The following is a 26,799-nucleotide window of genomic DNA, read 5'->3' as shown; positions in this document are numbered from 1 at the left end:
ACATACACCGTCATTGCGAGCGCAGCGAAGCAATCCAGAATCTTTCAGCGGAGGCAGTCTGGATTGCTTCGCTGCGCTCGCAATGACGAAGTCAGTGGACCCCTCGCAAGAGTCCCCCCAAACCCTACGCAAACTCCAAAATCAGCGCGTCCACCGCGAGCGTCGCGCCGGCGGTGGCGTGGATCTTCTTCACGGTACCATCCTGCTCGGCGCGCAGCACGTTCTGCATCTTCATGGCTTCGACCACCGCGAGCGTCTCGCCGGCCTTGACCTCCTGCCCTTCGGTCACCGCGATCGAGACCACGAGGCCGGGCATCGGACAAAGCAGCTTCTTGCCGGTGTCGGCAGCCGTGGTCACCGGCATCAGTCGCGCCGAGGCTGCTTCCGCTTCGGTCCAGACATAGACCGGCACCTCGACGCCCTGATGCGCGAGGCGGATGCCGTTCGCGATCGGGCGCACCTGCACCGCGACGACGTGGCCGTCGATGGTGCCCTGCCAGACCGGATCGCCTGGCTTCCACGGCGACTGCAACAGATGCGCATTGCCGGCCCTGCCGTCGGCATCGAGGAAACGCACCGCGACCGCCTCGCCCTCGCGCGCGATCTCCAGCAGGATCTCCTGGCGGTCGAGCCAGACCGCACGGCGACGCTCGCGCTGCACGATGCGGCCGCCCATCTGACCCGAGATCTGCCGCTTGCGCTCGCCGAGCACGTGATCGATGGCGGCGCCGACCGCGGCAAGCCGCCGTGCGACCTCGCCTTCCGGCACGCGCACGGCAAAGCCCTTGGGGAATTCCTCGGCGATGAAGCCGGTGGAGAGCCGGCCTTCGCGCCAGCGCGGATGATGCATCAGCGCCGACAGGAACGGGATGTTGTGACGGATACCGCCCACGTAGAACGAGTCCAGCGCGGTGGCCTGCGCCTCGATCGCGGCCGCGCGCGACGGCGCGTGAGTGACGAGCTTTGCGATCATCGGATCGTAATGGATCGAGATCTCGCCGCCCTCCTGCACGCCGGTGTCGTTGCGCACGGTGATGCCGTCCTGGCTCGCTTCCGCCGGCGGACGGTATTTCACCAGACGACCGATCGAGGGCAGGAAGTTGCGGAACGGGTCCTCGGCGTAGAGACGCGACTCCACTGCCCAGCCCGTCAGCGTGACGTCCTTCTGCGTGATCGCGAGCTTCTCGCCGGCGGCGACGCGGAGCATCTGCTCGACGAGGTCGACGCCGGTGACGAGCTCGGTAACGGGATGCTCGACCTGGAGGCGCGTGTTCATCTCGAGGAAGTAGAAGCTCTTGTCCTGCCCCGCGACGAATTCGACGGTGCCGGCGGAGTCGTAATTCACCGCCTTAGCGAGTGCGACCGCCTGCTCGCCCATCTTGCGGCGGGTGGCTTCGTCGAGCAGCGGCGACGGCGCTTCCTCGATGACCTTCTGGTTGCGGCGCTGGATCGAGCATTCGCGCTCGCCGAGATAGATCACGTTGCCGTGCTTGTCGCCGAGCAGCTGGATCTCGATATGGCGGGGATCGACAATGAACTTTTCAATGAACACCCGGTCGTCGCCGAACGAGGCCTTGGCCTCGGCCTTGGCGAGGTTGAAGCCCTCGGCGACCTCGGAGGTCGAATGCGCGATGCGCATGCCCTTGCCGCCGCCGCCGGCGGAGGCCTTGATCATCACGGGATAGCCGATCTCGTCGGCGATCTTGACCGCGTGCGTGGCGTCCTCGATGACGCCGAGATAGCCGGGCACGGTCGAGACTTTTGCCTTCGCGGCAGCCCTCTTGGATTCGATCTTGTCGCCCATCGCCGCGATCGCGCCCGGGTTGGGGCCGATGAAGACGATGCCGGCCGCCTCCAGCGCGCGCGGAAACGCCTCGCGCTCGGACAGGAAGCCGTAACCGGGATGCACGGCCTCGGCGCCGGTCTTGCGGCAGGCCTCCACGATCTTCTCGATCACCAGATAACTCTCGGCCGCAGCCGGCGGGCCGATCAGCACGGCCTCGTCGGCCATCTCGACATGCAGAGCGTCGCGGTCGGCCTCGGAATAGACGGCGACCGTTTGAACTCCCATGCGGCGAGCGGTCTTGATGACCCGGCAGGCGATTTCGCCGCGATTGGCGATCAGAATGCGTTTGAACATGCTTTTCTTGAGTCTCGACCTTGGGCGGGACCCTTCCCTGGCCGTTGGAGCCTATGGGATGGGCCGTGTGGCTCCCGTGGTACATCAAAATAGGCCGGAGGCAACGGTCAAAATCCGGCCCCTCTGGCGTACCAGCGCAAGACCGAAGCAAGACCGAAACGGGCTTTGCAAGCTCCCGGACGGCCTACGGCTTCCCGGCCTTGCCCACGTTCCGGACCAGGCCGTGAATGAAGCCGAGCTTGTCGACGACGACCGGCGAGAGGATGAACGGATAGAGGTCGCGCATGCCCATGGCGCGGTTGACGCTGTTCATGGCGAAGGTGAAGGGCAGCCATGCGTTGACGATCGCCTCGACGTCCCTCGCTTCGTAAGGGTTGAAGCGGATGCGCGTCGTCAACTCCCCGTCGCGATCCACCTTGGGCCGCACCTCCATGCCGAACTCGCTAGCCATCTCCAGGGTGTCGACGATGTGAAGATAGTGCGCCCAGGTCTCGGCGAAATCTTCCCACGGATGCGTGGTCGCGTAGGCCGAGACGTAGTTCTGCTGCCAGTCCGGCGGGGCGCCTTCGGCATAGTGGCGCTGCAACGCCTGGCCGTAATCGGCGGAATCGTCGCCGAACACGGCGCGGCATTCGTCCAGCTCGCCGCCGTTGCGCACCAGCACGTCCCAGAAATAGTGCCCGACCTCGTGGCGGAAATGCCCGAGCAGCGTCCGGTAGGGCTCGCCCATCTCCAGCCTGCGCCGCTCGCGCTCGATGTCGTCGGCCTCGGTCAGCGCGATCGTGATCAGGCCGTTGTCGTGGCCGGTCAGGACCTTCTGCCCGCTCTGCGCATCGTCGGCGAGGAAATTGAAGATCAGGCCATGTTCGGGATTGTCCTGCCGGGTCTGGAGCGGCAGCTTCCAGCGGATCAGGGAATAGAACAGCCGGTGCTTCGCCATCTCCAGCTCACGCCAGCCGGCGAGTTGCGCCTGATCCGACAGGTCCGGCACGACGCCGTTATGGCGGCAGGCGCGGCAATAGCCGGTGGTATCACCTGCATCCGTCAGCCAGTTGCACGAATCGTGCTCGGCATTGCTGCACAGCATGCGACTTTCGCCCTTGGTCGCCAGCGTCTTCCAGGCCTCTCCGTCGGGCTCGATCGCCGACATCGTCTCCTTCTCCGGCAGGAAGGCGACCCGATGGCCGCAGCGTTCGCAGGCGCGGTTCTCGAAATAGAGGACGTTGCCGCAGGCCTGGCAGACAAAAAGCTTCAAGATTTAGCCTCTTCGGAAAGGGAGCTTTTGGGAATGAAAGTTGTGGCGCCTCGCGGATACGCGCGCGGAGGGCTCATCGTTCCAAGGTTCGGAACAAATAGCCAGACTTGGCGTTCGTTGATGCCCACCATACTGCATTCGGCGACGCCTTTCTTTCCATATTCCTTTTGAGCAATGGCCATCACGCGTCGTCTGTGTGAATATCGGTCGGCCACGTGCGCTCCCGCATCACAACGGCCAACGCCTTGAACGATCCTTTGCCCGAGACCATCGCCGCCGAAAGGCTGCGCCAGCACCTGGAAGATGTCGCGCGCGAGCGTGACAACGCCTATCGCGCGCTCCAGGAACGCGAAGCCGAGCTTGCGCGCATCCAGCGCATCGGCAAGGTCGGCGGTCTCGAAGTCGACTTCCGCGAAGGCTTCAAGAACCGCCGTTCGCCGGAATATCTGATGCTCCACGGCCTGCCGCCGGAAGCTGCCGGCGAGTCGCACGAGGATTGGATCAATCGCGTTCATCCCGATGACCGCGACGCTGCGGTAAAGCACTTCATCGATGCGCTGTCCGGCACGAGCGAGGACTACACCGCCGAATACCGCATCATCCGTCCCAGCGACGGCGAGACCCGCTGGATCCGAGTCGTCGCCAAGATCGAGCGCGATCGTGACGGCCGTGCCCTCCGCCTCGTGGGCGCCCATATCGACGTCACCGACCAGATGCTGGTGCGCGAGACCCTGCGCGAGAGCGAGGAGCGCTTCCGGCTGATCGCCGACAGCGCGCCGGTGCCGATCTGGGTCACCAAGCTCGACCGCACACGGTCCTTCGCCAACCAGGCCTATGTCGATTTCGTCGGCCTGCCCTACGACCAGGCCATCTCTTTCGACTGGCGCAAGGTGCTGCATCCGGACGACCTGCCGCATGTGCTGCAGCAATCCGTCCAGGGTGAAGCATCGCTCAAACCGTTCGTGCTGGAAGCCCGCTACAAGAATTCCGCCGGCGAGTGGCGCTGGCTGCGTTCGGAATCGCAGCCGCGCTGGGACCCGACCGGCAGGCATATCGGCTTCATCGGCGTTGCCCACGACATCACGGTGGCCAAGCAAGCCGAGATCGAGCTCCGGCAGCTCAATGAGACGCTGGAAGAACGCATCGTCGAGCGCACCGCCGAGCTCGAATCCAACGAGGCGCGGCTGCGCGCGATCCTGGAAACCAGCAACCAATATCAGGGCCTCGTCAATCTCAGGGGCGAGCTGCTTTACGCCAACACGACCGTGCTCGACGCCATCAAAGCGAGCCCTGCGGACGTGATCGGAAAGCCGTTGTGGCAGACGCCCTGGTTCAGCACGACGGAGGGCATGAGCGCACTGGTGCGCGAGGCCTTCGACACCGTGCTCAAGGGCGAAGCCGTGCGGCTGGAGATGCGCCTGCGCCTTCCCATCGGCGAGCGCGATTTCGAGTTCGGCATGCGCCCGGTGCTCGACCGCCACGGCAACATCACCGGCGCGGTGCCCGAGGCTGTCGACATCACCGAGCGCCGCCGCGGTGAGGAAGCGTTGCGGCAATCGCAGAAGATGGAGGCGATCGGCCAGCTCACCGGCGGCGTCGCGCATGACTTCAACAATCTGCTCACCATCATCCGCTCGGCCACCGATTTCCTGCGCCGCCGCGAGCTGCCGGAGGAGCGCCGCCGCCGCTATGTCGATGCCATCTCCGACACCGTCGAGCGTGCCTCCAAGCTGACCGCCCAGCTGCTGGCGTTTGCGCGCCGGCAGCCGCTCAAACCGCAGATCTTCAACGTCGCCAGCCAGGTTGAAGGCGTCGCGCAACTGGTCCGGCCGCTGGTCGGTGCTCGCATCGAAATCGCGGTGGAGGTTCACGATGGCGACTGCTTCACGGTCGCCGATATCGCGCAATTCGAGACCGCGCTGATCAACCTCGCGATCAACGCGCGCGACGCCATGGACGGCGAAGGCCGCCTCACCATCGCGGTCCGGAAGGTTCAGGGCATCCCTAACCTGCGCGCGCAACCGGCGCGCGGCGGCGACTATGTCGCGATCTCGGTCGCCGACACCGGAAGCGGCATCGCGCCTGAAAACATGGAAGCCATCTTCGAACCGTTCTTCACCACCAAGGAGGTCGGCAAGGGCACCGGCCTCGGCCTGAGCCAGGCCTTCGGCTTCGCAAAGCAGTCCGAGGGCGACATCGCCGTGACGAGCAAGCATGGTGAAGGCGCGACCTTCACCATCTATCTGCCGCGGGCGCAAAGCCCCGCGACGGATCAGGAAGCCGCGGCGCTGACCTATGAGGCCGCGTCCACCGGGCGCGGCTATCGCGTGCTCGTAGTGGAAGACGACGACGAGGTCGGCCGGTTCTCCACGGAGCTGCTGGAAGACCTCGGTTATGTCGTCCGCCGCGCCGCCAACGCCAATGCGGCGCTCGCCATCCTCGGCGAGAACGAGTTCGCCGTCGATCTCGTCTTCTCCGACGTCATCATGCCCGGCATGAACGGCGTCGAGCTCGCCGGCATCATCCGCGAACGCTATCCGGGCCTGCCCGTCGTGCTCACCTCTGGTTACAGCAACGTTCTCGCCGAGAACGCCGATCGCGGTTTCGAGCTGATCCAGAAGCCGTATTCGGTCGAAGCGCTGTCGCGCATCTTGCGCAAGGCGATCACGGCAAAGCTGTCGATGGCGCGGTGAGAGTGAACATCGCGAGACGCCTCCACAGATTCCGCCATTGCGAGGAGCTCTTGCGACGAAGCAATCCGGAACTCGCTCCGCGGAGACAGTCTGGATTGCTTCGCTCCGCTCGCAACGACGGCGCTATCGCGGCGCCCTAACCCCACAGGCTTTTGAGCAACATTGTGGACTGAAGCTCGGGCCGAGACGCGGCAAATCGCAGATAGCCGTCCGCGCCCGCGGGGGAAGACATCGGCATCGGCTTCCGCTATCGCTCCCGAATGAAGCCTTCCCACTTCGAGGACTGACCGTGCCGTCTGACGCCATCCTGGCCTGGAGCATCATCGTCGCCGCGACCGCGGGCGTCATCATCCGGCCCTTTCGCCTGCCGGAGGCGATCTGGGCCGTCATCGGCGCCGGCGCGCTGGTGCTGCTCGGCCTGCTGCCGTGGCAGGATGCGCTCACCGGCATCGAGAAAGGCGTCGATGTCTATCTCTTCCTGATCGGCATGATGCTGATCGCCGAACTGGCGCGGCTCGAGGGCCTGTTCGACTATCTCGCAGCGCTCGCCGTGGAATATGCCGGCGGCTCGCCGCAGCGGCTGTTCCTGCTGATCTACATCGTCGGCACGCTCGTCACCGTCCTGCTCTCGAACGACGCCACCGCGATCGTGCTGACGCCCGCCGTCTATGCCGCGACGCGCGCAGCCGGCGCCAAGCCGCTGCCTTATCTCTTCGTCTGCGCCTTCATCGCCAACGCAGCAAGCTTCGTGCTGCCGATCTCCAACCCGGCCAATCTCGTCGTGTTCGGGGCCCACATGCCTGCGCTCACCGAATGGCTGCGCCTGTTCGCCCTGCCCTCGGCGGCCTCGATCCTGCTGACCTACGTCGTGCTGCGCCTGACCCAGCACCGCGCCCTGAAGGAAGAGACGATCGCGCGCAGCGTGCCGCATCCAAAACTCGGCCGCGGCGGCAAGCTGACGGCCATCGGCATCGCGGCGATCGGAATCGTGCTGGTCACGGCCTCCGCGCTGGACAAGCAATTGGGCCTGCCGACCTTCGTCTGCGGCGTGGTGACGGCCGCAATCGTGCTGCTGCTCAACCGGCAATCGCCGCTACCCGTGCTGCGCGGCGTCTCCTGGAGCGTGCTGCCCCTGGTCGGCGGGCTGTTCGTGATGGTGGAAGCGCTGATCAAGACCGGCGTGATCGGGCAGCTCAGCGCGCTGCTGCATGAAGCTGTCGGGCAATCCGTGACGAAGGCGGCCTGGAGCGTCGGCATCGCCACCGCAGTCGCCGACAACATCGCCAACAATCTTCCCGTTGGCCTCGTTGCCGGCTCGGTCGCCGCCAGCCATCATTTACCCGCGCCGGTCGTCAGCGCCATCCTGATCGGCGTCGATCTCGGGCCCAATCTGTCGGTGACCGGTTCGCTCGCCACCATCCTGTGGCTGGTGGCGCTGCGGCGGGAGAAGATCGAGGTCGGCGCCTGGCCGTTCCTCAAGCTCGGACTGCTGGTGACGCCACCGGCCCTGATCGCGGCCTTGGCGGCCGCGATCAGGTAGCTTGCGAGATCAATCGTTCTCGTAGCCGTAGACTTCCGGCAGGATGAAGATCGCGGCGAGCAATCCGATCAGCGGGAAGATCGCGACCATCAGCGTGGCATTCGCCTGCCCGATTGCAGCGAACACCGTCGGGAACAGGAAGATCGCGAGGAACGACGGCAACTTCACGAACATGTAGGCGAAGCCGCTGGCGGTGCCGCGGTATTTCGGCTTGGCGACCATGGTCGGGATCGTCATGCAGTTCGACGCGTCCCAATAATGGCCCCACAGCATGGCGGCAGCCGCGAACGGCAGCAGGATCTTGTTGTCGGTGTAGAGCGCGAAGGCGGCAACCAGCAGCGAGGCCAGCACGATCGAGAAGCCCGCGATCGAGATGCCGCGATGGCCGATCTTCGGCGTCAGCAGCGGACCGACCCAGCCCGACACGGCGGCGAAGGAGAACAGCGCCATCGTCACCAGATTGATGCCGAGCACGCTCGACACGCCGACCATCACAAAGAGCACCGGCAGGTAGAACGCGAAGGTCGAGAACTCGCTGGCCTGCGCGAAGCAGGCGATCCAGCCGTAGATCGTGGCGCGCCAGCGGATCGGATCCTTCTTAAGGTCGGCGAGGAACGCGCGGGTCGAGACCTTGGGCACCTCCACGTCATGGTCCGGCAGCATGGCGAGATCGTCGTTGAACATCTCGCGCGCGACCTGCTTGGCCTCGCGGTAGCGTCCCTTCTGCACCAGCCACACCGCCGTCTCAGGCACGTCGTGGCGCATCACCAGGATGATCAGCGCCGGCAGCGCCCCGAGGCCGAGCGTCACGCGCCACAGCATCTCGTGCTGCATGTCGATCAGCAGGAAGATCACGATGACGCCGATGGTGAGGACTTCACCGACCGCGAACATGAACTGCCAGCGGTTGCCCATGACCTCGCGCTCGCCCTTGGCCATGGATTCCATGATGTAGGTGTAGCCGGTCGAAATATCCGAGCCGAGCGGAACGCCGAGCAGGAAGCGGATCACGACGAGCCAGCCGACGCTGGGCACGAAGGCCTGCGCCAGCGCCAGCACGATGAACATCACCATCGTCACCAGGAACATGACGCGGCGGCCGATCTTGTCGGAGAGCCAGCCGCCGAGCAGCGCACCGATCATGGCGCCGCCTTGCGTACCGGCCGCGGCCAGGCCCAGCATCAGCGGATCGGGATTGTACTGCTCCTTGATGAAGATCAGCACGAAGGCGATCGAATAGAGATCCCAGGCCTCGACCAGGATCGAGGCCATCATCAGCCAGCCGACCTTGTTGCCCTTGGGGCTGTAGTTCGTGATGAGGTAGCGGACCGCGGCTTCGCTCGCGGTCGGTTGTGGCATCGCCATCGTCGACATCTTTGGTCCTCTCTTCAAAACTTTCTAAAGCGCGATGAGATCAGGATCGTCACCGCGCTTTGGCCTAATTGTTTGAGCACGATCTCTTCGGAAAACCGCTGCACACTTTTCCGGATCATGTGCCAAGCAGCGGCTCGATGCTGCAATCGAGCAGGCGCGGGTCGATCCCGACCTCCATGCCGGTGAACATCTCGCCCATGTAGTCGATCAGTGCATCGCTCGCCTTCACTGCGTCCTCGACGCGGCGGCTGGCGACGGCAGCGAGAATGGCGAGGTGATGATCGATCGTGCCCGACAGTTCGGCCTGTCCCGGCATGAACCGGTGGTGGATGTAGCCGATGCGTCGGTACAGCGTGTGCAGCGGCCGCAGCGTGTGCACCAGAAAGGGCTCGCCTGCCGCCTCCAGCACCAGCGCGTCGATGCGGCGGTCGATATGATTGAACTCGTCGAGGGTCAGACTGGCGCGGCGCTCGCGCAAAAGACGCTCGATGTGCAGCGCCTGATTGCGGTGCGAGAGGCTGGCGCGATCGGCCGCGAGCCGGATCACGAAGCGCTCCATGTCGCGGCGCAAGGCCAGCAGCATGCGCTCGCGTGCCAGATCGATCGGCGCAATGCGCAGACCGTGGCGCGGACGGATGATGATCAACGTATCGGCGGAGAGACGATTGACGGCGTGATGAACCGGCGTACGGCCGAAGCCGGTGATGTGCTGCAATTCCAGCATCGTCATGAACTGGCCGGGCTTGAGCTCGCAATGGACGAGCAGCTCTTCGATCCTCTGATAGGCCAGCTCGAAGAAGTTGAGACGGTTGCGCCGGGAGGGCTTGCCCTCGCCGTCGTCGTTCCTCACCACCTCGAGCGCGCGCTTGCGCGTTGCCATCTCGTCTCTCCCCTCAGCCCGCGCCGTCGTTGCAGGGCGGCGCCTTGTTGGTGATATCCCTAAAACATGTTGTGATATATTACAAGCGGGCGTAAGACTCCGCCCGTGCCCGCACCATGCTGCGGTGCAGAATGACAACAAGACGGCGCTGCGCGCCTGCGATGGGAGGAGTATTGCCGTGAAGATCACGTCGATCGAGACGCTGCGCACCGAAGAATTCTCCAACGTCATCTGGGTGCGCGTCCACACCGACACGGGCATGATCGGCCTCGGCGAAACCTTCTACGGCGCCGGCGCGGTCGAGGCCCAGATCCACGACACCTTTGCCGGCCGCCTGCTCGGCCGCAATCCGCTGCACATCGAGGCGATCCATCGCGACATGCTGAACCTGCCGATGGCGCAGTCGTCCACCGGAGTCGAATATCGCGCGGCTTCGGCAATCGACATCGCGCTATGGGACCTGTTCGGCAAGGTCTGCAATCAGCCGGTGCACCAGATGCTCGGCGGCCTCTGCCGCGACAAGCAGCGCATCTACAACACCTGCGCCGGCACCCAATATGTCCGCTCCACCAATATCAGCCCGGTCGCGAATTGGAATCTCGGTGGCTCCAAGGGCCCCTACGAAGACCTCGACGGCTTCATGAACCATGCCGATGCACTTGCCGAAAATCTTCTGGAAAGCGGCATCTCGGCGATGAAGATCTGGCCGTTCGATCCGGCGGCGCAGGAGAACAAGGGTCTCTACATCTCCGCCGCGCAGATGAAGCAGGCGATCGAGCCGTTCGAGAAGATCCGAAAAGCGGTCGGCGACAAGATGGAGATCATGGTCGAGCTTCATTCGCTCTGGAACCTGCCGACCGCAAAACAGATCGCGCGCGCGCTCGAGCCCTACAAGCCGACCTGGTACGAAGACCCCATCCGGATGAACTCGCCGCAGGCGCTGGCCGAATATGCCCGCTGCACCGACGTCTGGGTCTGCGCCAGCGAGACGCTGGGCTCGCGCTTCCCCTACAAGGATATGCTCGACCGCGACGCCATGCATGTGGTGATGGCTGATCTGTGCTGGACCGGCGGTCTCACCGAAGGCCGCAAGATCGCGGCGATGGCCGAGACCTATCACCGGCCCTTCGCACCGCACGACTGCATCGGCCCGATCGGCTTCATCGCCGCCATCCACATGTCGTTCAGCCAGCCCAACACATTGATCCAGGAATCGGTGCGCGCCTTCTACAAGGGCTGGTACAATGAGCTCGTGACCACCATGCCCACGATCAAGGACGGTTTCGTCTATCCGATGGAAGGCCCCGGCCTCGGCGTCGACCTTCTGCCCGCCGTATTCGACCGCTCCGATCTGACCGTGCGCCGTTCCGACGTCTGAGGATTCTTGAGATGAGCACCGCCCTCTTCGACCTTTCCGGCCGCACCGCGCTCGTGACCGGCTCCTCCCGCGGCCTCGGCCGCGCCATCGCCGAGGGCATGGCCAAGGCCGGCGCCAGGATCATCGTCAACGGCGTCGATCCCAAGCGCGTCGAGCAGGCCGTCGCCGAGTTTCGCGCCGCCGGCTACCTCGCGGAAGGCGCCGCGTTCAATGTCACCGACGAGCCCGCGATCGTGGCCGCCTTCAACGACTTCGACAACAAGGGCATCGCGGTCGACATCCTCGTCAACAATGCCGGCATCCAGCACCGCAAGCCGCTGGTGGAGTTCACCACCGACGAGTGGCGCAAGGTGATCGAGACCAACCTCACCAGCGCCTTCGTGATCGGCCGCGAGGCGGCCAAGCGCATGATCCCGCGCAAGCACGGCAAGATCATCAATATCGGCTCGCTCGGCAGCGAGCTCGCGCGTCCGACGATTGCGCCCTACACGGCGGCGAAGGGCGGCATCAAGAACCTGACCCGCTCGATGGCGGTGGAATGGGCCCAGCACGGCATCCAGGCTAACGCGATCGGCCCCGGCTATATGCTGACCGACATGAACGAGGCCCTGGTCAACAACACCGATTTCAACAACTGGCTGATGGGCCGCGTTCCCTCCAAGCGCTGGGGCCGACCGGACGAGCTGGTGGGCGCTGCAATCTTCCTGGCGTCGGATGCCTCGACCTATGTCAACGGCCAGATCATCTATGTCGATGGCGGCATGATCGCTGCGATGTGAGCCGCGAAACGCTGAAGGGAGCCAACCATGCGCGCCGTCGTGATCCACGCACCGAAAGATCTGCGGATCGATCTCTATCCGGATGCAGCGCCCGGTCCGGGTGAAGTCCGCGTCAAGATCGCGAACGGCGGCATCTGCGGGTCCGATCTGCACTACTATCATCACGGCGGCTTCGGCGTCGTGCGCATCCAGCAGCCGATGGCGCTCGGGCACGAGATCGCGGGCGTCGTCGCAGCCGTCGGTGACGGCGTCACGAACGTGAAGCCGGGCACCCGCGTCGCGGTCAATCCGAGCAAGCCGTGCGGCCAGTGCCTGCATTGCCAGGAAGGCATGCGCAACCAGTGCCTCGACATGCGCTTCCTCGGCAGCGCGATGCGCTTTCCCCATGTGCAGGGCGGGTTTCGCGAATTCATCACGGTCGATGCGGCGCAGGCCGTTCCGATCGCCGACAAGCTGTCGCTGGCGGAAGCCGCGGTCGCCGAGCCACTCGCGGTGTGCCTGCATGCCGGCAAGCAGGCCGGGCCCCTGCTCGGCAAGCGCGTGCTGATCACCGGCTGCGGCCCGATCGGTGCGCTGATGATTTTGGTGTCGCGCTTCGGCGGCGCGGCCGAGATCGTGGTCACCGATGTCGCGGACGCGCCGCTTGCGGTCGCCAGGAAGCTCGGCGCCACTCACGCCATCAACGTCGCGGCCGATGCCGCCGCGCTCGATCCCTGGCGCGCCGGCAAGGGCGTGTTCGACACGCTGTTCGAAGCCTCCGGCAATCAGGCCGCGCTCCGGACCGCGCTCGATGTGCTCAGGCCCGGCGCCACGCTCGTGCAGCTCGGGCTCGGCGGCGAGATGACGCTGCCGATCAACTCCATCGTCGCCAAGGAATTGCAGCTCCGCGGCACCTTCCGCTTCGATCCCGAATTCGAGCTGGCGGTGCGGCTGATGGGCGAAGGTCTGATCGACGTCAAGCCGCTGATTACGGCAACCATGCCATTCGAGAACGCGGTCGCGGCGTTCGAGCTCGCCAGCGACCGCTCGCAGTCGATGAAGGTGCAGCTGACGTTCTGAGGCCTATTGCTGCGGCTGGTTCTCGATCATGCGATCGCTGACCAACCGCACGGCACCCCGTTTCCACGAATAGTCCGCGCCCAGGCGCAGGCCGCTGTCGCCGCGTGCCAGCACCGTGCCGGTCCTGGCGTCGCGCACCCGGAAGCCGAGCGTGTACTCGGTGCGGCTGACCCGCCGCACCACGCCGATCAGCGCCTGGTCGGCGCCAAGCTTCTGCGCAATCGCCGCCTCGCAGCCGTTGCAGTCGCGCAACGCGCGCGCCTTCACCGCCTCGCCGCCGATATCGACGATGCGGTAACGGCCGGATTGACCCAGCGCCTCGCGCACGCTGCCGGTGACCTCGGCCAGATATGACGCATCTGACGTGGCTGACGCGCCCGCCGAAGCGGCGGTCGTATCCTCCAGTTCGAAATCGAACACGGCCAGTGCGATCGGCGCGGGCGTGCCAAGCGCGGCCATGATCTCGCGCGACACGAAGATCTCGGCGCGCTCCCATGATTCATCATTGTCGCCGCGGAAGGTGTAGAGCTTGTCCATCACGACCTTTTTGGCGCCGACGTCGATCACGGCGACCTTGGCCCATTGCACCAGCGTGCTCGTCTTCTGGATGCCGCCGATCACCTTGAAGGCCGCGCCGTCCTGGGCCGAGGGCACGAGCCGGTAGCGCCGGTCTCCGCCAATGTCTTGCCGGAGCGCGGCCATGAAAGCTGCCAGCCGTCGCTCGTGGGCGGCGGTCTGGTTGGCGGGTTCAGCCGACGTATCGGTATAGCTGAAGTCGTCCATGGCGATGCCGATGGCGGTTTCGGCGCCGGCCGGCGCATGAAACGCCGGAATCAGGAGAAGGAGACAGACTGAGAGGATCAACCGGCGCAGGTGCATAAATGTGCCTCGTGTGACGGTGCGGCGCGCCAATCTGGACGGCGCAATCAAGCCATGCAGCGGCGCCGGTCCCGGCGATCGCCGGGAAAATTTCACGACGGTGCACCGCACTCACGCCTGGCGGCTTTGCGCCGGATGCGTTCTGCCGTTTAATGCGGACGCGACTAACCCGTTCGCACCAGGTGCCCGCCGATGTGGAACCGCTCGAGGTTCGATCTCAAAGTCCGTCTGACGTTGCGCGTGGCCGCGATATCGGCCGCCTGCTTCGCCGCCATCTCCGCTTATTTCCTGATTACGGCCGACCGCGCGGCGCATGCGCGCCTCGACGATATCGCCGCGATCGTGGCCAAGACGCTGGAGCTGCAGCAGGGCAAGATCCAGTGGGTGGCGAGCCCCCGCTCGGACTTTCCCAACCTCGACCCCGTTTCGGCTTATGTGATGACGCCCGGCCTGTGCCTGGCGTTCCGCGGCACGAGCGGCGACATCCTCCAGCGTTTCTGCAGCGGCGCGCCCGCCCCGGCGAACCCGCCGCCGCAAGCTTTCACGGCCTTCTATCGCAGCCTGTTCGACCCCGGCCGCGAAGCCGCACGGCCTGTGATCGTGCGCGGAGCGAAGCTCGGCGACGCCGTCGTCTCGGTCGAGCCGGCCGTGCAGACCGCGGAGGCCTGGCACGAGGCCGGCCGCCTGATGCTGGCGCTGGCAATCGCGCTGCCGCTGCTCTGCGCGCTGGTCTACGCCGCATTGGCACGCGCGCTGCGCCCCACCCGCATGATCCGCACCGGCCTCGAGCGGATTGCCGCCAACGACCTCACCACGCGGTTGCCGCCGTTCGACCTTGCCGAACTCTCCGCGATCCGCGACGGCTTCAACCATCTCGCCGAAAGCCTCGAGACCGCGCTTGCCGAACGCAGCGAGCTGACGCGGAAGCTGATCGCGCTCCAGGACGAAGAGCGCCGCCATCTCGCGCGCGAGCTGCATGACGAGTTCGGCCAGTCGCTCGCGGCCATCCGCGCGCTCGCCTCCTCCGCTCGGCAGACCGCCGCGCAGGACTGCCCTTCCCTGCTTGGCGAATGCGACGGCATCGCGCGGACCGCAACCGGCATGATGGAGACGTTGCGCGGCACGCTGTTCCGGCTGCGGCCGCCCGATGTCGAGGAACTCGGGCTCGTCGCCAGCCTCGAAGGCCTCGTCGCGGGCTGGAACGGACGCAGCCGCGGCGAGACGCGCTTCTCGATCCGGTTCGACGGCGCATTCGAGACCCTGCCGGCCACGATCAGCGCCAGCCTCTACCGGATCGTGCAGGAGGCGCTCACCAATGCCGCCAAGCATGCCGTCGCCACGCGGGTCAGCCTGGAATTGACGATGGGGGCCAGCGAGATCGCGCTGGCGATCGACGATGACGGACGCGCGAGCGATCCCGTCGCGAAATCCGGAATGGGCCTGCTCGGCATGCGCGAGCGCGTCGCAGCCTTGCGCGGCCAATTGAGCTTCGAGGCCGCGCCGAACGGCGGCTCCGCACTGCGCGTGGTCATTCCGCTCGCAGCCGCCGATCGGCCGCCGCTGGAGCATGCCGCATGAGCGCGGCCGATGCCACCATTCTGCTGGTCGACGACCATTCCGTCGTCCGCGAAGGCTATCGTTCCGTGCTCCAGAAGCAGCCGGGACTTCGCGTCATCGCCGAAGCCGCCGACGGCGCGGAGGCCTATCGTCTCTACAAATCGGAGGCGCCCGACCTCGTCATCATGGATCTGAGCATGCCCGGCATCGGCGGCATCGAGGCGGTCAGGCGCATCAGGCAGTGGGACAAGAGCGCGAGAATCCTCGTCTTCACCATGCATGAAAATGCCGGCTTTGCCGTGCAGGCGATCCGCGCCGGTGCCAGGGGCTATGTCACCAAGACCAGTCCCCCGGAGACGCTGGTGCGCGCCGTGATGGACGTGCTCGCCGGCAAGATCGCGATTAGTCCCGACATCGATCATGAGCTCGCGCTGAGCCGGCTCGCCGGGGAAAGCTCTGCCGCCGACGTCCTCACGCCGCGCGAGTTCGAGGTGCTGCGGCTGCTGCTCGCCGAGAACACGACAGAGGAGATCGCCGAGACGCTCCATGTCAGCCCGAAGACGGTGGCGAACCTGCATTCCCTGATCAAGGACAAGCTCGGCGTCGGATCCGACATCGAGCTAGTCCGGCTGGCGCTGCGTCAGGGCATCTTGACGGAGGTCGATCTCGGCGAGGCCTGATCGCTCAGGCCAGATAGCGCGTGAGATAGCCTTCCATCGCGTAGAGCGCACAGAGCGCGAGGCTCGACCACACGGCGGCGGTGAAATACAGGAACATCCAGGTCAGCTCGCCCTTCCAGTGCGCGATGTCGTGGGTCACGACCCAGCGCGTCGAGACGTCATGCAGGCCTTCGAGGAAGCCGAGCAACCTGTTGCCCTCTTCGTGCCCTGCCCGCCAGCGGCTGAGATACATCGGCACGTCGACGGTGACGAGGAAGGCCAGGAAGCACGCGATGCCGATGATGCCGGCAATCAGCGCCCACCGCACCGGTCCCTGGAATTCCGGCATCAGTCGGCACAGCGCGATGCCCGCGAGGAAGAATGTCACCGCCCACAGCGAGTTCTCGATCGCGTTGAAGAGGAAGTTGGTCGTCACCACCGCATACCAGGAGAAGCACTCCGCGATGATGATGATGGGCACGATCACCCACGCGATGTTCACGACCGTCTCGGCGCCCGTCATGGTCCCGAGTTGATGCAGGATGACCGCCCATTGCGCGGCGAAGCACAGTTCGGCCACGGTCGCGACCGTGCGGCCGACGAAGACGCTGGAGAGCCAGGTGTCGAACAGACAGATCCGCTGCACGTCGGCGCGCGGCAGGAACGAGCGGAACGCACAGCCGAAGACATAGCCGGCGCAGAGCAGGAACATCAGCCCGATGTCGGAGCCGCCACTGAGGCTGCCGGCGGGCGTCGGGTAGAATTCGCGGTACAGCATGAACCAGACGAGAATGTTGGCAGCACTGACCAACGTCAGGGACCCCCACCACCATGCGAGGGGATTTGTCCGCGCCTGCCACTGCAACATGAATCGCTCCGCTGTAGTCAAATTTGACATCCAAGGTAGCAATTCTGTCATAAATCCGTCGTTCCAAGCGACAAAAACTTCGTTATCGCGCTGTCATAATTGACCTGCGCGCTGTCATATTCGTCGTTGCGGCGATATTCCGGAGGCCCTCGTCGAGCCTCCGGACGAGCGTTGGCGCTACCTCTTCATTCCGCCCACATAGGCCGCGAGCTTGTCGAGCGTCTGGTAGCCGTATTCGACGGCACCGAAGCTGATCATACCGTCGCGCTGCACCGTGCTCGACGCCAGCTGCCGCATCATCAGAACCGTCTTGCCATTGCTCTGTTCGGCGAAAGTGATGGTGAAACGGAACAGGCCGGGATCGTCGTCCTGGTCGGCGCCATGGTCCATCTCCATCAGCGACGGCCGTTCGATGCGGCGGAAGCGCATGCGGTTCGGGTAGACCGTGCCGTCCGGGCCGATCATGTTGAAGCGCCAGACGCCGCCAACCCGCACGTCGATCTCGAAGGTCTCGAGCTTGAAATCCTTCGGCCCGAACCATTGCGGCAAATGCTTGGGGTCAGACCAGGCCTCGAACACCAGATCGCGCGGCGCGTCGATCACGCGCGACATCACGATCTCGCGGTCGAGCGACCATTGCGACAGGGCGGGATTGGCAGAATTCGTCATCATCAGGAACCTTTCCGTTTGATCGTCTTGTTACTTGTCTTGGACGGCCGCTTGGCAGCCGTCCGCTCTTTCTTCAGCTTCATCACATAGGCTTCGAAGCGATCGAGCCGCGCCTCCCAGATCGCACGCTGGTGCTGGAACCAGTCTTCCGCAGTGAGGAGTGCGTCAGGACTGAGGCGGCAGGTGCGCACGCGGCCGGATTTCTCCGACAGGACGAGCCCGCTCGTCTCCAGCACGTGGATGTGTTTCATGAAGCTCGGCAGCGCCATCTCGAAGGGATCGGCAAGCTCGCCGACCGACGCCTCGCCGGCGCAGAGCCGCATCACGATCGCCCGCCGGGTGGGATCGGCAAGGGCCGCGAAAACCTGATCGAGTCGGGATAATTGGTTAGCCATGGAGCTAACTATAGGGCTGCCGCCATCCGGCGTCAATAATTGTTAGCCAATTAGCTAAGTTAAATTTTGCCGACGGGTAACCTGGGTGGAGCGAAGCGTAATCCAGGAATCTCTCCGTGAGGCGATAACCCGGATTGCGCTTCGCTCCATCCAGGCTACGAACCATTCGCGCGGAACCCACCACGCGCAATCGTGAATAGGGAGGCACGGTCCTTCCCGCTACAAGAGACCGGGGGCGCATCGAATCCTGCGCCAGAGCCGTGCCGTCTGTTGTCACCTCATCGTATCTCACCCGACGGGCCCTGGCCCGGGCTGCGCTCGTTCCGCTCGCGCTTGCCTGGCCGCGCGGCGCCGCCGCGGATTCCGACATGATCGCGCAGATGCGCGACATCGTCGCGAACGAGCTGGCGCCGACCGCAACACCGGACCAGCCGGGCGGTCTCGCCGCCGCGCTTTATGCCGGCAGCCATGTCGAGTTCTTCAACTACGGCTTTGCCGACGACGCCACGCAAAGGCCGGTCACGCCGGATACGCTGTTCAACCTCGGTTCCCTGCGTAAGCCGTTCGAGGCGACGCTGGTCGCGCTCGGCACCCTCCGCGGCGAGCTGCGGCTCGACGATCGTCTGGCGAAATATCTCCCGGAGCTCACCGGCGACTATGTCCGCCGCGTCACCGTTGGCGAGCTCGTGACGCACACCTCAGGCATGCTGCTGCCGACCGACCATCCGCCCTGGCCGAGCGACACGTTTTCCCGCGCGCAGCTCATCGACATGTTCAACAGCTGGCGACCGCAAGCCGGCGAGGTGCCGGGCAAGCAGCGCGTCTACAGCCACGCCGGCTATGTACTGCTTCAGCTCGTGCTCGAGTGCTGTTACGGCGCTCCGATCGCGACCCTGCTCGAACAACGTATCCTCAAGCCGATCGGCATGAATGCGACCTCCGTGCCCGAACGCGGCGAAGACGGCCGTGCCGTCATGGACGCGGCCTGGATGCAGCGCGCGGTCCAGGGCTACTCGGATCAGGGCATGGCGATCGGCCCCATCGGCAACCAGCAGAGTTATTTTGATTTTCCCGGCACGGGCCAGATGTTTTCCTCGCCGCGGGATCTCGCGACATTCGTTGCGGCCTGCGTCGACGGGCGGTCGATCGATCCTCACTTGCGCGAGGCATTGCGGATGACACAGCACGAGATCTTCCGCGTCGACGAGAAGTTCGGACAGGGAATGGCCTGGGAGACGGTGCGTCTTCCAGGCGCCACCGTCGTCGATAAGCCGGGTGGGCTCAACAACGCCTCCGGCTATATCGGCCTCGTGCCGGCGCAGCGGATCGGGATCGTGCTGCTCGCCAATCGGGGCGAATATCCCCACGAGATCGCGCGCTACAGGATCCTGCCGGCGTTGGCGCGCCTCGTGGCTTCGCACTGAACCCCCGGCCCGCGAAAACTGGAAAGCCCCGGCCCCAGGCCGGGGCTTTCCAGCCAGGGATGGAACGGGATGCTCAGTATCTGGCGACGACCGGTCCGCCGAATTTGTAGTTCACGCCGACGCGCACGATGTTCGACTTGAGATCGACCGAGTGGGTGAAGAGGTTGGTCGGAAATGCGCCGCCAAGCAGATTGGTGCTGGTCACGGTGCTGCGTCCAAGATCGACGTAGAGATATTCCGCCTTGAGCGACCAACCGCCGCCGACGGCGTATTCGGTGCCGACGCCCGCGGTCCAGCCGAGGCGTGTGTCGCGGAATGCGGTCGACTCCGCCGCCGCGGCGAACGTGTCGGTGAAGTTGAAATTGCCCTTCACCTCGGCGATGGCCGCGCCGCCGGTGGCATAAAGCAGCCAGGTCGGAGCCGCGAGGAAGCCGATGCGGCCGCGGATCGTGGCGAGCCAGTCGGCCGAGACCTGCGAGGACACGGTGAAGCCGGTCGGGGCGCAGCAGGGATAGAGCGCCGAACCCGTCGCGCTGCCCTTGAAGCCGAAATAGTTGATGTCGCCTTCGAGGCCGAGCACGGCGTTATTGAGTTGCCAGTTGTAGCCGGCGGTAAAACCGCCCGTGACGCTGGAGCTGTTGACGCGCTGGGCGCCGACTGCCGCAATCGCGGAAACACTGGAGCTCGCGAAATAGGCGGCGGGATCGAACGCAGTCGAGGTGGCCGGATCGGCGCTGCCCCATTGTCCGCCGACATTGCCGCCGACGTAAAAGCCGGTCCAGTTATAGGCCGTCGCCATCATCGGCGCTTTGGTATAGTGCGCCGCGAGGTCGGCAGCCTGCAAGGATGCGGAGCCCAAGACAACCCCGGCAGCCGCCAGCAAAAACTTCTTCATTCCAGTCTCCTTGCCTCACGCGATTGATCTCGCGTTTCGAATGCGCGCGGGCGGAAGTTGTTCGGCGCAGATCGGGCATAGGGCGTGGACTGCTTGCCGTCTTGGGCTGCGGCGAAGTTCATAGGGACTGTGACGTAGTGCGGGCCGTGCGGCGCGCGAACGCGCGACGGGTGTGACCGAGGGGCCACGAGTTATCCCTCATCCGCGGCGCAGGACGCACGGCCGTGTCGCATCGCGACAAGGGCGCTAAACGCGATTCGAATCCCCGCGTCTCAGACCGAACGCGTCAGTCCGCCGTCGACGCGGATATTCTGTCCGGTGATGTAGGCCGCGCCGTCGGATGCCAGGAACGAGATCGTCGCGGCGATCTCCTCGACCTTGCCGTAGCGCCGCATCGGCACGCTGTCGCGGCGCGCATCTACCTGCGGCAGGCTGTCGATCCAGCCCGGCAGCACGTTGTTCATGCGAATGTTGTCGGCGCCATGGGTGTCGGTGAAGATCTTCGTGAAGGCGGCGAGGCCGGCGCGGAATACCGCCGAGGTCGGAAACATCGCACTCGGCTCGAATGCCCAGGCGGTCGAGATGTTGATGATGGCGCCGGCCTTCTGCGTCTGCATGATCGGCATCACCAGCCGGGTCGGACGGATCACGTTGAGCAGATAGGTGTCGAGGCCGGTGTGCCATTGCTCGTCGGTAATCTCCGTGATCGCCGCCCGGGGCCCATGGCCCGCGCTGTTGACGAGCACGTCGATGCGTCCCCATTTGGCCATCGCGCCATCGACCAGCCGCTTCAGATCGTCGTTCGACTTGTTGGAGCCGGTGACCCCCAGCCCGCCGAGCTCGGTTGCCAGCGCCTCGCCCTTGCCGGAAGAAGACAGGATGGCGATGCGAAAGCCGTCGGCTGCGAGCCGGCGCGCGGCCCCTGCCCCCATGCCGCTGCCGCCGGCGGTCACGAGTGCGACCTTCTCTGCTGCCATCTCTGCTGCCATGACCGATCATCCTCTATGATATCGTGGAGGCGAGCCGCGGGCTCGGCCTATCATGAGGCCTTCTACCGCCGGACCAGCCGGAAGGTCCACCGTCGAAAGCGACCTGAAAGATGAGCGATTTGCAGATCCGCAATTTGCGGCCCGAGGAGATCGCCATCGCGGTCGACTGGGCCGCGGCGGAAGGCTGGAATCCGGGCCTCTCCGATGCCGCCTGTTTCGCGATCCCGGACGCGAGGGGCTTCTTCGTCGGCGAGATCGACGGCGAGCCGGTCGCGACCGTCTCCTGCGTCAACTACGACGATCGCTTTGCATTTCTCGGATTCTACATCGTGCGATCGGGTTTTCGCGACAGAGGCCACGGCCTGCGCATCTGGAACGCGGCGATCGCGCATGCGGGCGCTCGCGTGATCGGCCTCGACGGCGTGGTGGCGCAGCAGGACAATTACAGAAAGTCCGGCTTCCAGCTTGCCTACGCCAATGTCCGCTATGGCGGCTTCGTCGCCGCGCCACCGAGGCCGCCCGCCGATGTCGTTGCGCTCGACACGATCCCGTTTACGTTCGTTGAAGCCGACGATGCCACGGTGTTCCCGGCTCCGCGCGGCGCCTTCCTGCGTGCCTGGATCGGCACATCAGGACATGTCGGTCGCGCGCTGCTGCGCGACGGCAAGCTCGCCGCATGGGGCGTGATCCGACCGTGCCGGGCCGGCCGTAAGATCGGCCCGCTCGTCGCCGACGATCGCGCGGCGGCGGACGCAATCGTGCAGGCCCTGCTGGCGAGCACAAACGGCGGCGAGATCTTCCTCGACGTCCCCGCCGTCAATCGCGAGGCGATTGCGCTCGCGGAAAAGCTCGGGCTGAAGCCGGTGTTCGAGACGGCGCGGATGTACACAGGACCGATCGCGCGGCTGCGGATCGACCGCGTCTTCGGCGTGACCAGTTTTGAGCTGGGCTAGCTCAGTAGCAGCGCATGATGTTGACGGTGTGCTCGCCGCCGCCGCGGCCGGGCACAGTCACCTGCTCCGTCGGACAGCTCGGCACGTAAGGCCGGTCGGACGGCACCACGTTCGGCGGGAAGCGATGCGTCCAATCCCAGGGAACGTCGTACGTATAGGTGTAGCGAACGTCGCTGGAGACGGGCTGGGCGGTCTCGGCGAAAGGCTGACCGTAGCCTGCATTGTCATAGTAGAACCCGCCGCCGCCCGGCCAGTAGACCCAGGGCGTGTTGCGGCCACGGAACCTGGCGCCCGGCGCAATCGGCGGACGCACCGCCGGACCGGAAGGCGTGGCGGCATGTGCGACGGCGCCACCGGGCCTGGCAAAACTGTCGCTGGGGGCAAGGAGCAGCGCGGCTGCGCTGAGCGAGGCGAGCAACGCCCCAAATGATCTGGACATCATGATACGCACCAACTCGTTTGGCTTCGCGGATAGCGGCTCCCCGCGACACGCTAGGCCGGGCTGTCGCCCACCCGCAAACGTATAATTAATTATTGGTTAAGGCACGGGATTAACAGGGAACAGACTGCGGCAAGACGCCCGGGAATCCCGACTGATGTGGCAGGTGTTCCGGGAAAACGGACTTCATAACCAGTTGATCGGAGTTGATCGCTTCGGCCGACAACGCCCGGAACGCTCCCGCACTGCGGTCGTTGGCTCCCGACACCAGCAAGGAGCATCTCCAATGCAGAACAAATCGAAACTCCTCTGCCTGATCACGGCTTCACTCGTCGCGGGCACGGCGGCCGCCTCGGCCCAGGGCTATGATTGGAACGGACCGCGCGCGGGATGGGACCGCACCGCTCCCGCTTACCAACCGGTTCAGCCACGCGCGTACTATCCGGATGTCGCCGGACCTTACGGTGCGCTCAACGGCACCAACCATCCGGCGCCGAGCTCGACGCAGGGCGATGTCGGCCCGGAGGGCAACAACAACGGCACCGTGACCGGCGTCTATCGCAGCTGGTAGCGCTCGCTCACGACGTGGCCCATCGTCCATCACGGACGATGGGCCTTCGTGCGTCAGCGGCCCTGCTGCTTGCGCAGCCAGTCCAGCATATCCTGCGGATTTCCGGTGCCCTGCGACACGATGGCGGTGTTGCCGCCGCTGCGGCGATAGACCGTCGTGCGCCCAGGCTCCTTCTCGATCTTGACCTCGGCCTGCGCCGGATCGCCGCTCTGGGTAATGACGGACGTGCCATTCTCGTCCTGAACAATTGTGGTATGGCCGTCACCCGACTCGCCAGCTCCGGCCGGCCCGGCTGTCATCGCCGTCATGATGCTCATTCCTGCTGCAAGTACGATGAACCTCATGTTGCACCTCACCTTCGCGATCACCGGCTGAACTGAAATATCGACAGCCAGTTGAAGCGCCCGAATTGTCGCACCGTTCCCGTGTTCATATCTCCGATCTGGAGCAGGAGGGCGTTGGTGGAATTGCCGACCTGCGTGATGTCGGCAATATTGCTCACGCCCGACTGACCGATCGCCACATTGGTGGTGCCACCCACCTGGATCACATCGACATAATTGCGCGTGCCGTTCTGGATGATCGTCGCATCGACTGTTCCCGTACCACCGATCTGGATGACACGCGCAATATTGATGCGGCTGTTCTCTTCGATCGTGACCGGCTGGACATCGTTGCCGAATTGCACGATCGTTTCGATGCTTACGTTCCGGTTTGTCACGCCGCGCTGGACGGATCCGGCGGATGCCTCGGACGCGACGCTGACGGCGAACAATGCCGCCAATGCCAGGAGTAGCCTAGCGCATTTCATCGCTTGCCCCCATTCCATTTCTGACGACGAGGCCGCGCCGGCTCAATGGCTATTCTGGACAACAGTCGCCGAGTTGAACGCACCGAACTGGGACAGGAAACTGCTGGTGGACTGGCCGGCCTGGCCGACGAACGCGATATTATTCACGCCCGCCTGCCCGACCGATGCCGACGTCGTCCCGCCGAATTGCAGGATTCCGGTCGCGTTGTTCGTCCCGTTCTGAGTGACGGTCGCGCTGGTGCTGCCGCCGATCATGAACACGCCGGCCATGTTGAGCTGGCTGTTCTGGTTCAGCACGACCGGCGGGCCGCCGAGCGACACGATGGTCTTGATGTCGGCGGTCTGGGCACCGGCCGAGCCGGCGCCCACGCAACACAAGGTGAGAAATGCGCCACAGGCGGCGCCTGAAAAATGCCTCATGACATGCCTCGCTATCGAAAAAGATTTGCGATCAAGGAGTCTGCTGCAAAATCGTCGAGCCGTTCAGAATTCCGAGCTGTCCGACGGCCGCCGCGTTGTTCGCGCCGATCTGGCCGATCAGGCTCGAATTGGAGCCACCGGCCTGGCCGAGTAACGCGGTGTTGGACGCCGTCGCGGTGGTGCCGCCCTGCCCGATTACCGAGGTGTTGACGGTCAGGAGCGAACCCATCTGCAACGTGGTCGCAGTATTGGTGGCGCCGAATTGCATCGTGGTGGCGCTGTTGTTGGTGCCGCCACTCTGCGAGATGAAGGAGTTGTTGGTGGTGCCGAATTGCAGCACGCTGGCCGAGTTGCCGGCCTGGGCATCGACGGCGGTCAGCAGGCTGAACGCGACGATCGTGGCAACGAGATATTTTTGATGCATGACATTTCCTCCGCGAAAGTCGGCGGACAAGCTCTTACCGAGTCGTCCCGCCCGAGGCGGTGCTTTCAAGGATGGCACGGACGCGCCGCAGTTGACGCGTCCGGCCAAACGGGGCTGGCTTAGTGCGCCGTCTGCGAGACGGTGCTGCCGTTGATGCCGAACACGCTGAGCTGTCCGACGGCGGCGGCGTTGTTCTGGAGCGCGGCAGGCCCGAACGAGTTCTGGGTGATCGCGCTGCCGTTGTTGCCCAACGCCACCTGGCCGGTCGTCGCCGAGTTCTGCACGCCGATCTGGTTCACCGTGCTGCCGTTGTTGAGCGAGACCGCGCTGGTGCCCTGCATCGTGGTCGCACTGTTGATGATGCCGAGCTGGCTGGTCGACGAGGTGTCGTTGGTGAGGCCCTGCTGCGAGACGCTGGAACCGTTCACGGCGCCCACTTGCACGGTGGTCGAAGTGTTGGCGGCCTGCGCGGCGGAGGACAGGGCGAGCACGGCAACGGAAGCAAAAAACAATTTGCGCATGGAATATCCTTTCTGGCTAAGTTCTCTGACTGGGTTCGGATGCCGTCTTGGAGGAGGCCGACATCGCAGGACAGACTTTGAACCGATCGTGCTGCGTGCGACAGACTGCAGTTCATGCTAATCGCTACGGACTAGACGTTGCACGGCGGCTTGGTGCCAGCGGCACTAGCTGTAAGGTTGTCCCGTGCCGATTCGTGACGTCTCTTCTTCGCGTCCCATGCTGTCGACCAACCGCACCACCTCGATCGGCGAACGAAGCTCCAGCTTTCGCATCATCCTGGTGCGATGGACCTTGGCCGTCACTTCGCTCACCCCGAGTCTCGCTGCGATCTGCTTGGCGACGAGACCTTCCGCCATCAACAGCACGATCTCGCGCTCCCTCGCCGTCAGCGTCTCGACGCGCTGGCGAGCTTCGCGCACGCTATCTTCGCGTTCGAGCCGCCTGCGGTCGCGCTCGATGCCATGCCTGATCGCGTCGAGGATCTCCTGCTCGCGAAAGGGTTTTGGAAGAAACTCGACTGCGCCGCGCTTCATGGCCTCAACCGAGACGCGGACGTCGGAATGGCCGCTGATGAAGACGATCGGGATGAGCACGCCGGTCTCGGCGAGCCGGCGCTGAAGCTCGAGGCCGGTCGGCGCCGTGCCGGGAAAGCGGACGTCGAGCACGAGGCATGAAGGTCCGCCGGAAATACTCTCCCCGAGAAACTCGTCGGTCGACGCAAACAATTTCACCTGGTGCCCGGTCTCCTCGCAGAGATTTCCAATCGCAGTTCGAATCTGAATTTCGTCGTCAATAATATAAACTGTAGCTTGACCTGAACTCATGGCAACGGGCTCCCCGGCTTGGGGCTCGATGAACAAGCAACGAGCCATCCATTCTTCTTGCAAGCGAGATCAAGGTGCTTGGATGAATTCGCGGGGATCGAGCGAGTCGCTCCGATCCGCCGCTTCGACGTCTTAGGGCCAACACCCGTTCAAGACGAGTGAAGGCGTTCACATATCGGGTTTCGTGATTGGGGGGATTCGCCCTCGCGACCTGCGGCATCATGGCGAGGCGCAATATCGACAATGCGACAATCGGGAGCGCAACGACCGGGAATGCGACGATCTGGCGTCGGAACTTCGGTATCGCCGACTGCGTCATGGCGTCGCCACCCACGTGCCGACTTGAACGCCCAGCGCTGGCCGCTTCGGCCAGAACAGACGGGACGTTCAGTCAGCTTGTCG

The 26,799-nt window shown here is 64.7% G+C and carries 28 protein-coding genes; 10 read left to right on the top strand and 18 right to left on the bottom strand.

Annotation, left to right across the window (positions count from 1 at the left end; genetic code table 11):
• Positions 1–124: 124 nt before the first annotated feature.
• The 3 genes from ABIB80_RS23665 to ABIB80_RS23655 form a co-directional block, all read right to left on the bottom strand.
• On the bottom strand, positions 125–2,140 hold the full coding sequence (locus ABIB80_RS23665; RefSeq protein ID WP_354128531.1) for an acetyl-CoA carboxylase biotin carboxylase subunit: 2,016 nt from the start codon (positions 2,138–2,140) through the stop codon (positions 125–127).
• 184 nt (positions 2,141–2,324) lie between these two features.
• Entirely contained in the window at positions 2,325–3,395 is a 1,071-nt protein-coding gene (locus ABIB80_RS23660; RefSeq protein ID WP_219684001.1) for a zinc-binding metallopeptidase family protein, read from the bottom strand.
• On the bottom strand, positions 3,392–3,610 hold the full coding sequence (locus ABIB80_RS23655) for a hypothetical protein (protein ID WP_219684002.1): 219 nt from the start codon (positions 3,608–3,610) through the stop codon (positions 3,392–3,394). The genes ABIB80_RS23660 and ABIB80_RS23655 overlap by 4 nt, the downstream gene beginning before the upstream one ends.
• Between ABIB80_RS23655 and ABIB80_RS23650 the strand changes: the two genes are divergently transcribed.
• Positions 3,611–6,088 carry a PAS domain-containing hybrid sensor histidine kinase/response regulator gene (locus tag ABIB80_RS23650; RefSeq protein WP_219684003.1) on the top strand — a complete coding sequence of 826 codons (2,478 nt, stop codon included), beginning with the start codon at positions 3,611–3,613 and terminating at the stop codon, positions 6,086–6,088.
• Between the two features lie 289 nt (positions 6,089–6,377).
• Positions 6,378–7,628, top strand: coding sequence for an arsenic transporter (locus ABIB80_RS23645; protein WP_219684004.1), 1,251 nt, complete (start codon positions 6,378–6,380; stop codon positions 7,626–7,628).
• Positions 7,629–7,637: 9 nt separating this feature from the next.
• Here the strand turns inward: ABIB80_RS23645 and ABIB80_RS23640 are convergent, their stop codons facing one another.
• Together ABIB80_RS23640 and ABIB80_RS23635 are read right to left on the bottom strand one after the other, a co-directional pair.
• Positions 7,638–9,002, bottom strand: coding sequence for an MFS transporter (locus tag ABIB80_RS23640; protein WP_007603148.1), 1,365 nt, complete (start codon positions 9,000–9,002; stop codon positions 7,638–7,640).
• A 115-nt stretch (positions 9,003–9,117) separates the two neighbouring features.
• Positions 9,118–9,882, bottom strand: a complete 765-nt coding sequence (locus ABIB80_RS23635) for a GntR family transcriptional regulator (RefSeq protein ID WP_219684005.1) — start codon at positions 9,880–9,882, stop codon at positions 9,118–9,120.
• Between the two features lie 178 nt (positions 9,883–10,060).
• Here ABIB80_RS23635 and ABIB80_RS23630 point away from each other — a divergent pair, with 178 nt between their 5' ends.
• The 3 genes from ABIB80_RS23630 to ABIB80_RS23620 are packed head-to-tail and all read left to right on the top strand — an operon-like array spanning position 10,061 to position 13,098.
• The gene (locus ABIB80_RS23630) at positions 10,061–11,260 is read left to right on the top strand and encodes a mandelate racemase/muconate lactonizing enzyme family protein (protein ID WP_219684006.1); all 1,200 of its coding nucleotides are present in this window, start codon (positions 10,061–10,063) and stop codon (positions 11,258–11,260) included.
• A gap of 11 nt (positions 11,261–11,271) precedes the next feature.
• Positions 11,272–12,039: an SDR family oxidoreductase gene (locus ABIB80_RS23625; RefSeq protein ID WP_219684007.1), complete on the top strand. Its 768-nt coding sequence runs from the start codon at positions 11,272–11,274 to the stop codon at positions 12,037–12,039.
• Positions 12,040–12,066: 27 nt separating this feature from the next.
• Entirely contained in the window at positions 12,067–13,098 is a 1,032-nt protein-coding gene (locus tag ABIB80_RS23620) for an L-idonate 5-dehydrogenase (RefSeq protein ID WP_219684008.1), read from the top strand.
• A gap of 3 nt (positions 13,099–13,101) precedes the next feature.
• Here the strand turns inward: ABIB80_RS23620 and ABIB80_RS23615 are convergent, their stop codons facing one another.
• Entirely contained in the window at positions 13,102–13,977 is an 876-nt protein-coding gene (locus ABIB80_RS23615) for a DUF3280 domain-containing protein (protein WP_219684009.1), read from the bottom strand.
• A 192-nt stretch (positions 13,978–14,169) separates the two neighbouring features.
• On the opposite strand from ABIB80_RS23615, the gene ABIB80_RS23610 reads away from it, so the two are divergent.
• Both ABIB80_RS23610 and ABIB80_RS23605 read left to right on the top strand, forming a co-directional pair.
• Positions 14,170–15,555 (top strand): HAMP domain-containing sensor histidine kinase, encoded by a 1,386-nt coding sequence (locus ABIB80_RS23610; protein ID WP_354128530.1) that lies wholly within the window; start codon positions 14,170–14,172, stop codon positions 15,553–15,555.
• Positions 15,552–16,214 (top strand): response regulator, encoded by a 663-nt coding sequence (locus ABIB80_RS23605; RefSeq protein WP_007603140.1) that lies wholly within the window; start codon positions 15,552–15,554, stop codon positions 16,212–16,214. Before ABIB80_RS23610 ends, ABIB80_RS23605 begins: the two co-directional genes overlap by 4 nt.
• Positions 16,215–16,218: 4 nt before the next feature.
• Here the strand turns inward: ABIB80_RS23605 and ABIB80_RS23600 are convergent, their stop codons facing one another.
• The 3 genes from ABIB80_RS23600 to ABIB80_RS23590 form a co-directional block, all read right to left on the bottom strand.
• Complete coding sequence (locus ABIB80_RS23600; protein WP_007603139.1) at positions 16,219–17,061, bottom strand: hypothetical protein; 843 nt, start codon at positions 17,059–17,061, stop codon at positions 16,219–16,221.
• 177 nt (positions 17,062–17,238) lie between these two features.
• A complete protein-coding gene (locus ABIB80_RS23595; RefSeq protein ID WP_035995752.1) occupies positions 17,239–17,730 on the bottom strand; it encodes an SRPBCC family protein in 492 nt (163 codons plus the stop codon).
• A 2-nt stretch (positions 17,731–17,732) separates the two neighbouring features.
• Positions 17,733–18,125, bottom strand: a complete 393-nt coding sequence (locus ABIB80_RS23590; protein WP_007603136.1) for an ArsR/SmtB family transcription factor — start codon at positions 18,123–18,125, stop codon at positions 17,733–17,735.
• A gap of 260 nt (positions 18,126–18,385) precedes the next feature.
• On the opposite strand from ABIB80_RS23590, the gene ABIB80_RS23585 reads away from it, so the two are divergent.
• Positions 18,386–19,549 (top strand): serine hydrolase, encoded by a 1,164-nt coding sequence (locus ABIB80_RS23585; RefSeq protein ID WP_007603134.1) that lies wholly within the window; start codon positions 18,386–18,388, stop codon positions 19,547–19,549.
• 73 nt (positions 19,550–19,622) lie between these two features.
• Here the strand turns inward: ABIB80_RS23585 and ABIB80_RS23580 are convergent, their stop codons facing one another.
• Positions 19,623–20,444, bottom strand: a complete 822-nt coding sequence (locus ABIB80_RS23580; RefSeq protein ID WP_007603132.1) for an outer membrane protein — start codon at positions 20,442–20,444, stop codon at positions 19,623–19,625.
• A gap of 272 nt (positions 20,445–20,716) precedes the next feature.
• Positions 20,717–21,421, bottom strand: a complete 705-nt coding sequence (locus ABIB80_RS23575; protein ID WP_035994733.1) for an SDR family oxidoreductase — start codon at positions 21,419–21,421, stop codon at positions 20,717–20,719.
• 122 nt (positions 21,422–21,543) lie between these two features.
• On the opposite strand from ABIB80_RS23575, the gene ABIB80_RS23570 reads away from it, so the two are divergent.
• Positions 21,544–22,386, top strand: coding sequence for a GNAT family N-acetyltransferase (locus tag ABIB80_RS23570; RefSeq protein WP_007603129.1), 843 nt, complete (start codon positions 21,544–21,546; stop codon positions 22,384–22,386).
• A 1-nt stretch (position 22,387) separates the two neighbouring features.
• Here the strand turns inward: ABIB80_RS23570 and ABIB80_RS23565 are convergent, their stop codons facing one another.
• A complete protein-coding gene (locus tag ABIB80_RS23565; protein ID WP_007603127.1) occupies positions 22,388–22,828 on the bottom strand; it encodes a hypothetical protein in 441 nt (146 codons plus the stop codon).
• 283 nt (positions 22,829–23,111) lie between these two features.
• On the opposite strand from ABIB80_RS23565, the gene ABIB80_RS23560 reads away from it, so the two are divergent.
• On the top strand, positions 23,112–23,396 hold the full coding sequence (locus ABIB80_RS23560) for a hypothetical protein (RefSeq protein WP_007603125.1): 285 nt from the start codon (positions 23,112–23,114) through the stop codon (positions 23,394–23,396).
• A 53-nt stretch (positions 23,397–23,449) separates the two neighbouring features.
• On the opposite strand, the gene ABIB80_RS23555 is transcribed toward ABIB80_RS23560, so the two are convergent.
• The 6 genes from ABIB80_RS23555 to ABIB80_RS23530 form a co-directional block, all read right to left on the bottom strand.
• Positions 23,450–23,740 carry a hypothetical protein gene (locus ABIB80_RS23555; RefSeq protein ID WP_007603124.1) on the bottom strand — a complete coding sequence of 97 codons (291 nt, stop codon included), beginning with the start codon at positions 23,738–23,740 and terminating at the stop codon, positions 23,450–23,452.
• Between the two features lie 20 nt (positions 23,741–23,760).
• A complete protein-coding gene (locus tag ABIB80_RS23550) occupies positions 23,761–24,180 on the bottom strand; it encodes a curlin (RefSeq protein WP_283843468.1) in 420 nt (139 codons plus the stop codon).
• Between the two features lie 69 nt (positions 24,181–24,249).
• On the bottom strand, positions 24,250–24,627 hold the full coding sequence (locus ABIB80_RS23545) for a curlin (protein ID WP_035994730.1): 378 nt from the start codon (positions 24,625–24,627) through the stop codon (positions 24,250–24,252).
• Between the two features lie 31 nt (positions 24,628–24,658).
• A complete protein-coding gene (locus ABIB80_RS23540) occupies positions 24,659–25,051 on the bottom strand; it encodes a curlin (RefSeq protein WP_035994727.1) in 393 nt (130 codons plus the stop codon).
• Positions 25,052–25,170: 119 nt separating this feature from the next.
• A complete protein-coding gene (locus ABIB80_RS23535) occupies positions 25,171–25,572 on the bottom strand; it encodes a hypothetical protein (RefSeq protein ID WP_007603123.1) in 402 nt (133 codons plus the stop codon).
• Positions 25,573–25,737: 165 nt separating this feature from the next.
• Positions 25,738–26,397 carry a response regulator transcription factor gene (locus ABIB80_RS23530; protein WP_354128529.1) on the bottom strand — a complete coding sequence of 220 codons (660 nt, stop codon included), beginning with the start codon at positions 26,395–26,397 and terminating at the stop codon, positions 25,738–25,740.
• Positions 26,398–26,799: the final 402 nt, after the last annotated feature.

Origin of the sequence: Bradyrhizobium sp. i1.15.2 (assembly GCF_040548425.1) — a bacterium.
Classification (GTDB): domain Bacteria; phylum Pseudomonadota; class Alphaproteobacteria; order Rhizobiales; family Xanthobacteraceae; genus Bradyrhizobium; species Bradyrhizobium canariense.
Note: the sequence above shows the minus strand (reverse complement) of the source record. Positions and strands in the feature narration are given on the sequence as shown.

Coding starts and splice junctions, on each gene's coding strand:
- ABIB80_RS23575 (WP_035994733.1), bottom strand. CDS start 21,421: ATGGCAGCAGAGAAGGTCGCACTCGTGACCGCCGGCGGCAGCGGCATG.
- ABIB80_RS23640 (WP_007603148.1), bottom strand. CDS start 9,002: ATGTCGACGATGGCGATGCCACAACCGACCGCGAGCGAAGCCGCGGTC.
- ABIB80_RS23565 (WP_007603127.1), bottom strand. CDS start 22,828: ATGATGTCCAGATCATTTGGGGCGTTGCTCGCCTCGCTCAGCGCAGCC.
- ABIB80_RS23665 (WP_354128531.1), bottom strand. CDS start 2,140: ATGTTCAAACGCATTCTGATCGCCAATCGCGGCGAAATCGCCTGCCGG.
- ABIB80_RS23540 (WP_035994727.1), bottom strand. CDS start 25,051: ATGCATCAAAAATATCTCGTTGCCACGATCGTCGCGTTCAGCCTGCTG.
- ABIB80_RS23580 (WP_007603132.1), bottom strand. CDS start 20,444: ATGAAGAAGTTTTTGCTGGCGGCTGCCGGGGTTGTCTTGGGCTCCGCA.
- ABIB80_RS23535 (WP_007603123.1), bottom strand. CDS start 25,572: ATGCGCAAATTGTTTTTTGCTTCCGTTGCCGTGCTCGCCCTGTCCTCC.
- ABIB80_RS23555 (WP_007603124.1), bottom strand. CDS start 23,740: ATGAGGTTCATCGTACTTGCAGCAGGAATGAGCATCATGACGGCGATG.
- ABIB80_RS23570 (WP_007603129.1), top strand. CDS start 21,544: ATGAGCGATTTGCAGATCCGCAATTTGCGGCCCGAGGAGATCGCCATC.
- ABIB80_RS23595 (WP_035995752.1), bottom strand. CDS start 17,730: ATGACGAATTCTGCCAATCCCGCCCTGTCGCAATGGTCGCTCGACCGC.
- ABIB80_RS23560 (WP_007603125.1), top strand. CDS start 23,112: ATGCAGAACAAATCGAAACTCCTCTGCCTGATCACGGCTTCACTCGTC.
- ABIB80_RS23635 (WP_219684005.1), bottom strand. CDS start 9,882: ATGGCAACGCGCAAGCGCGCGCTCGAGGTGGTGAGGAACGACGACGGC.
- ABIB80_RS23615 (WP_219684009.1), bottom strand. CDS start 13,977: ATGCACCTGCGCCGGTTGATCCTCTCAGTCTGTCTCCTTCTCCTGATT.
- ABIB80_RS23610 (WP_354128530.1), top strand. CDS start 14,170: ATGTGGAACCGCTCGAGGTTCGATCTCAAAGTCCGTCTGACGTTGCGC.
- ABIB80_RS23590 (WP_007603136.1), bottom strand. CDS start 18,125: ATGGCTAACCAATTATCCCGACTCGATCAGGTTTTCGCGGCCCTTGCC.
- ABIB80_RS23545 (WP_035994730.1), bottom strand. CDS start 24,627: ATGAGGCATTTTTCAGGCGCCGCCTGTGGCGCATTTCTCACCTTGTGT.
- ABIB80_RS23605 (WP_007603140.1), top strand. CDS start 15,552: ATGAGCGCGGCCGATGCCACCATTCTGCTGGTCGACGACCATTCCGTC.
- ABIB80_RS23625 (WP_219684007.1), top strand. CDS start 11,272: ATGAGCACCGCCCTCTTCGACCTTTCCGGCCGCACCGCGCTCGTGACC.
- ABIB80_RS23620 (WP_219684008.1), top strand. CDS start 12,067: ATGCGCGCCGTCGTGATCCACGCACCGAAAGATCTGCGGATCGATCTC.
- ABIB80_RS23530 (WP_354128529.1), bottom strand. CDS start 26,397: ATGAGTTCAGGTCAAGCTACAGTTTATATTATTGACGACGAAATTCAG.
- ABIB80_RS23600 (WP_007603139.1), bottom strand. CDS start 17,061: ATGTTGCAGTGGCAGGCGCGGACAAATCCCCTCGCATGGTGGTGGGGG.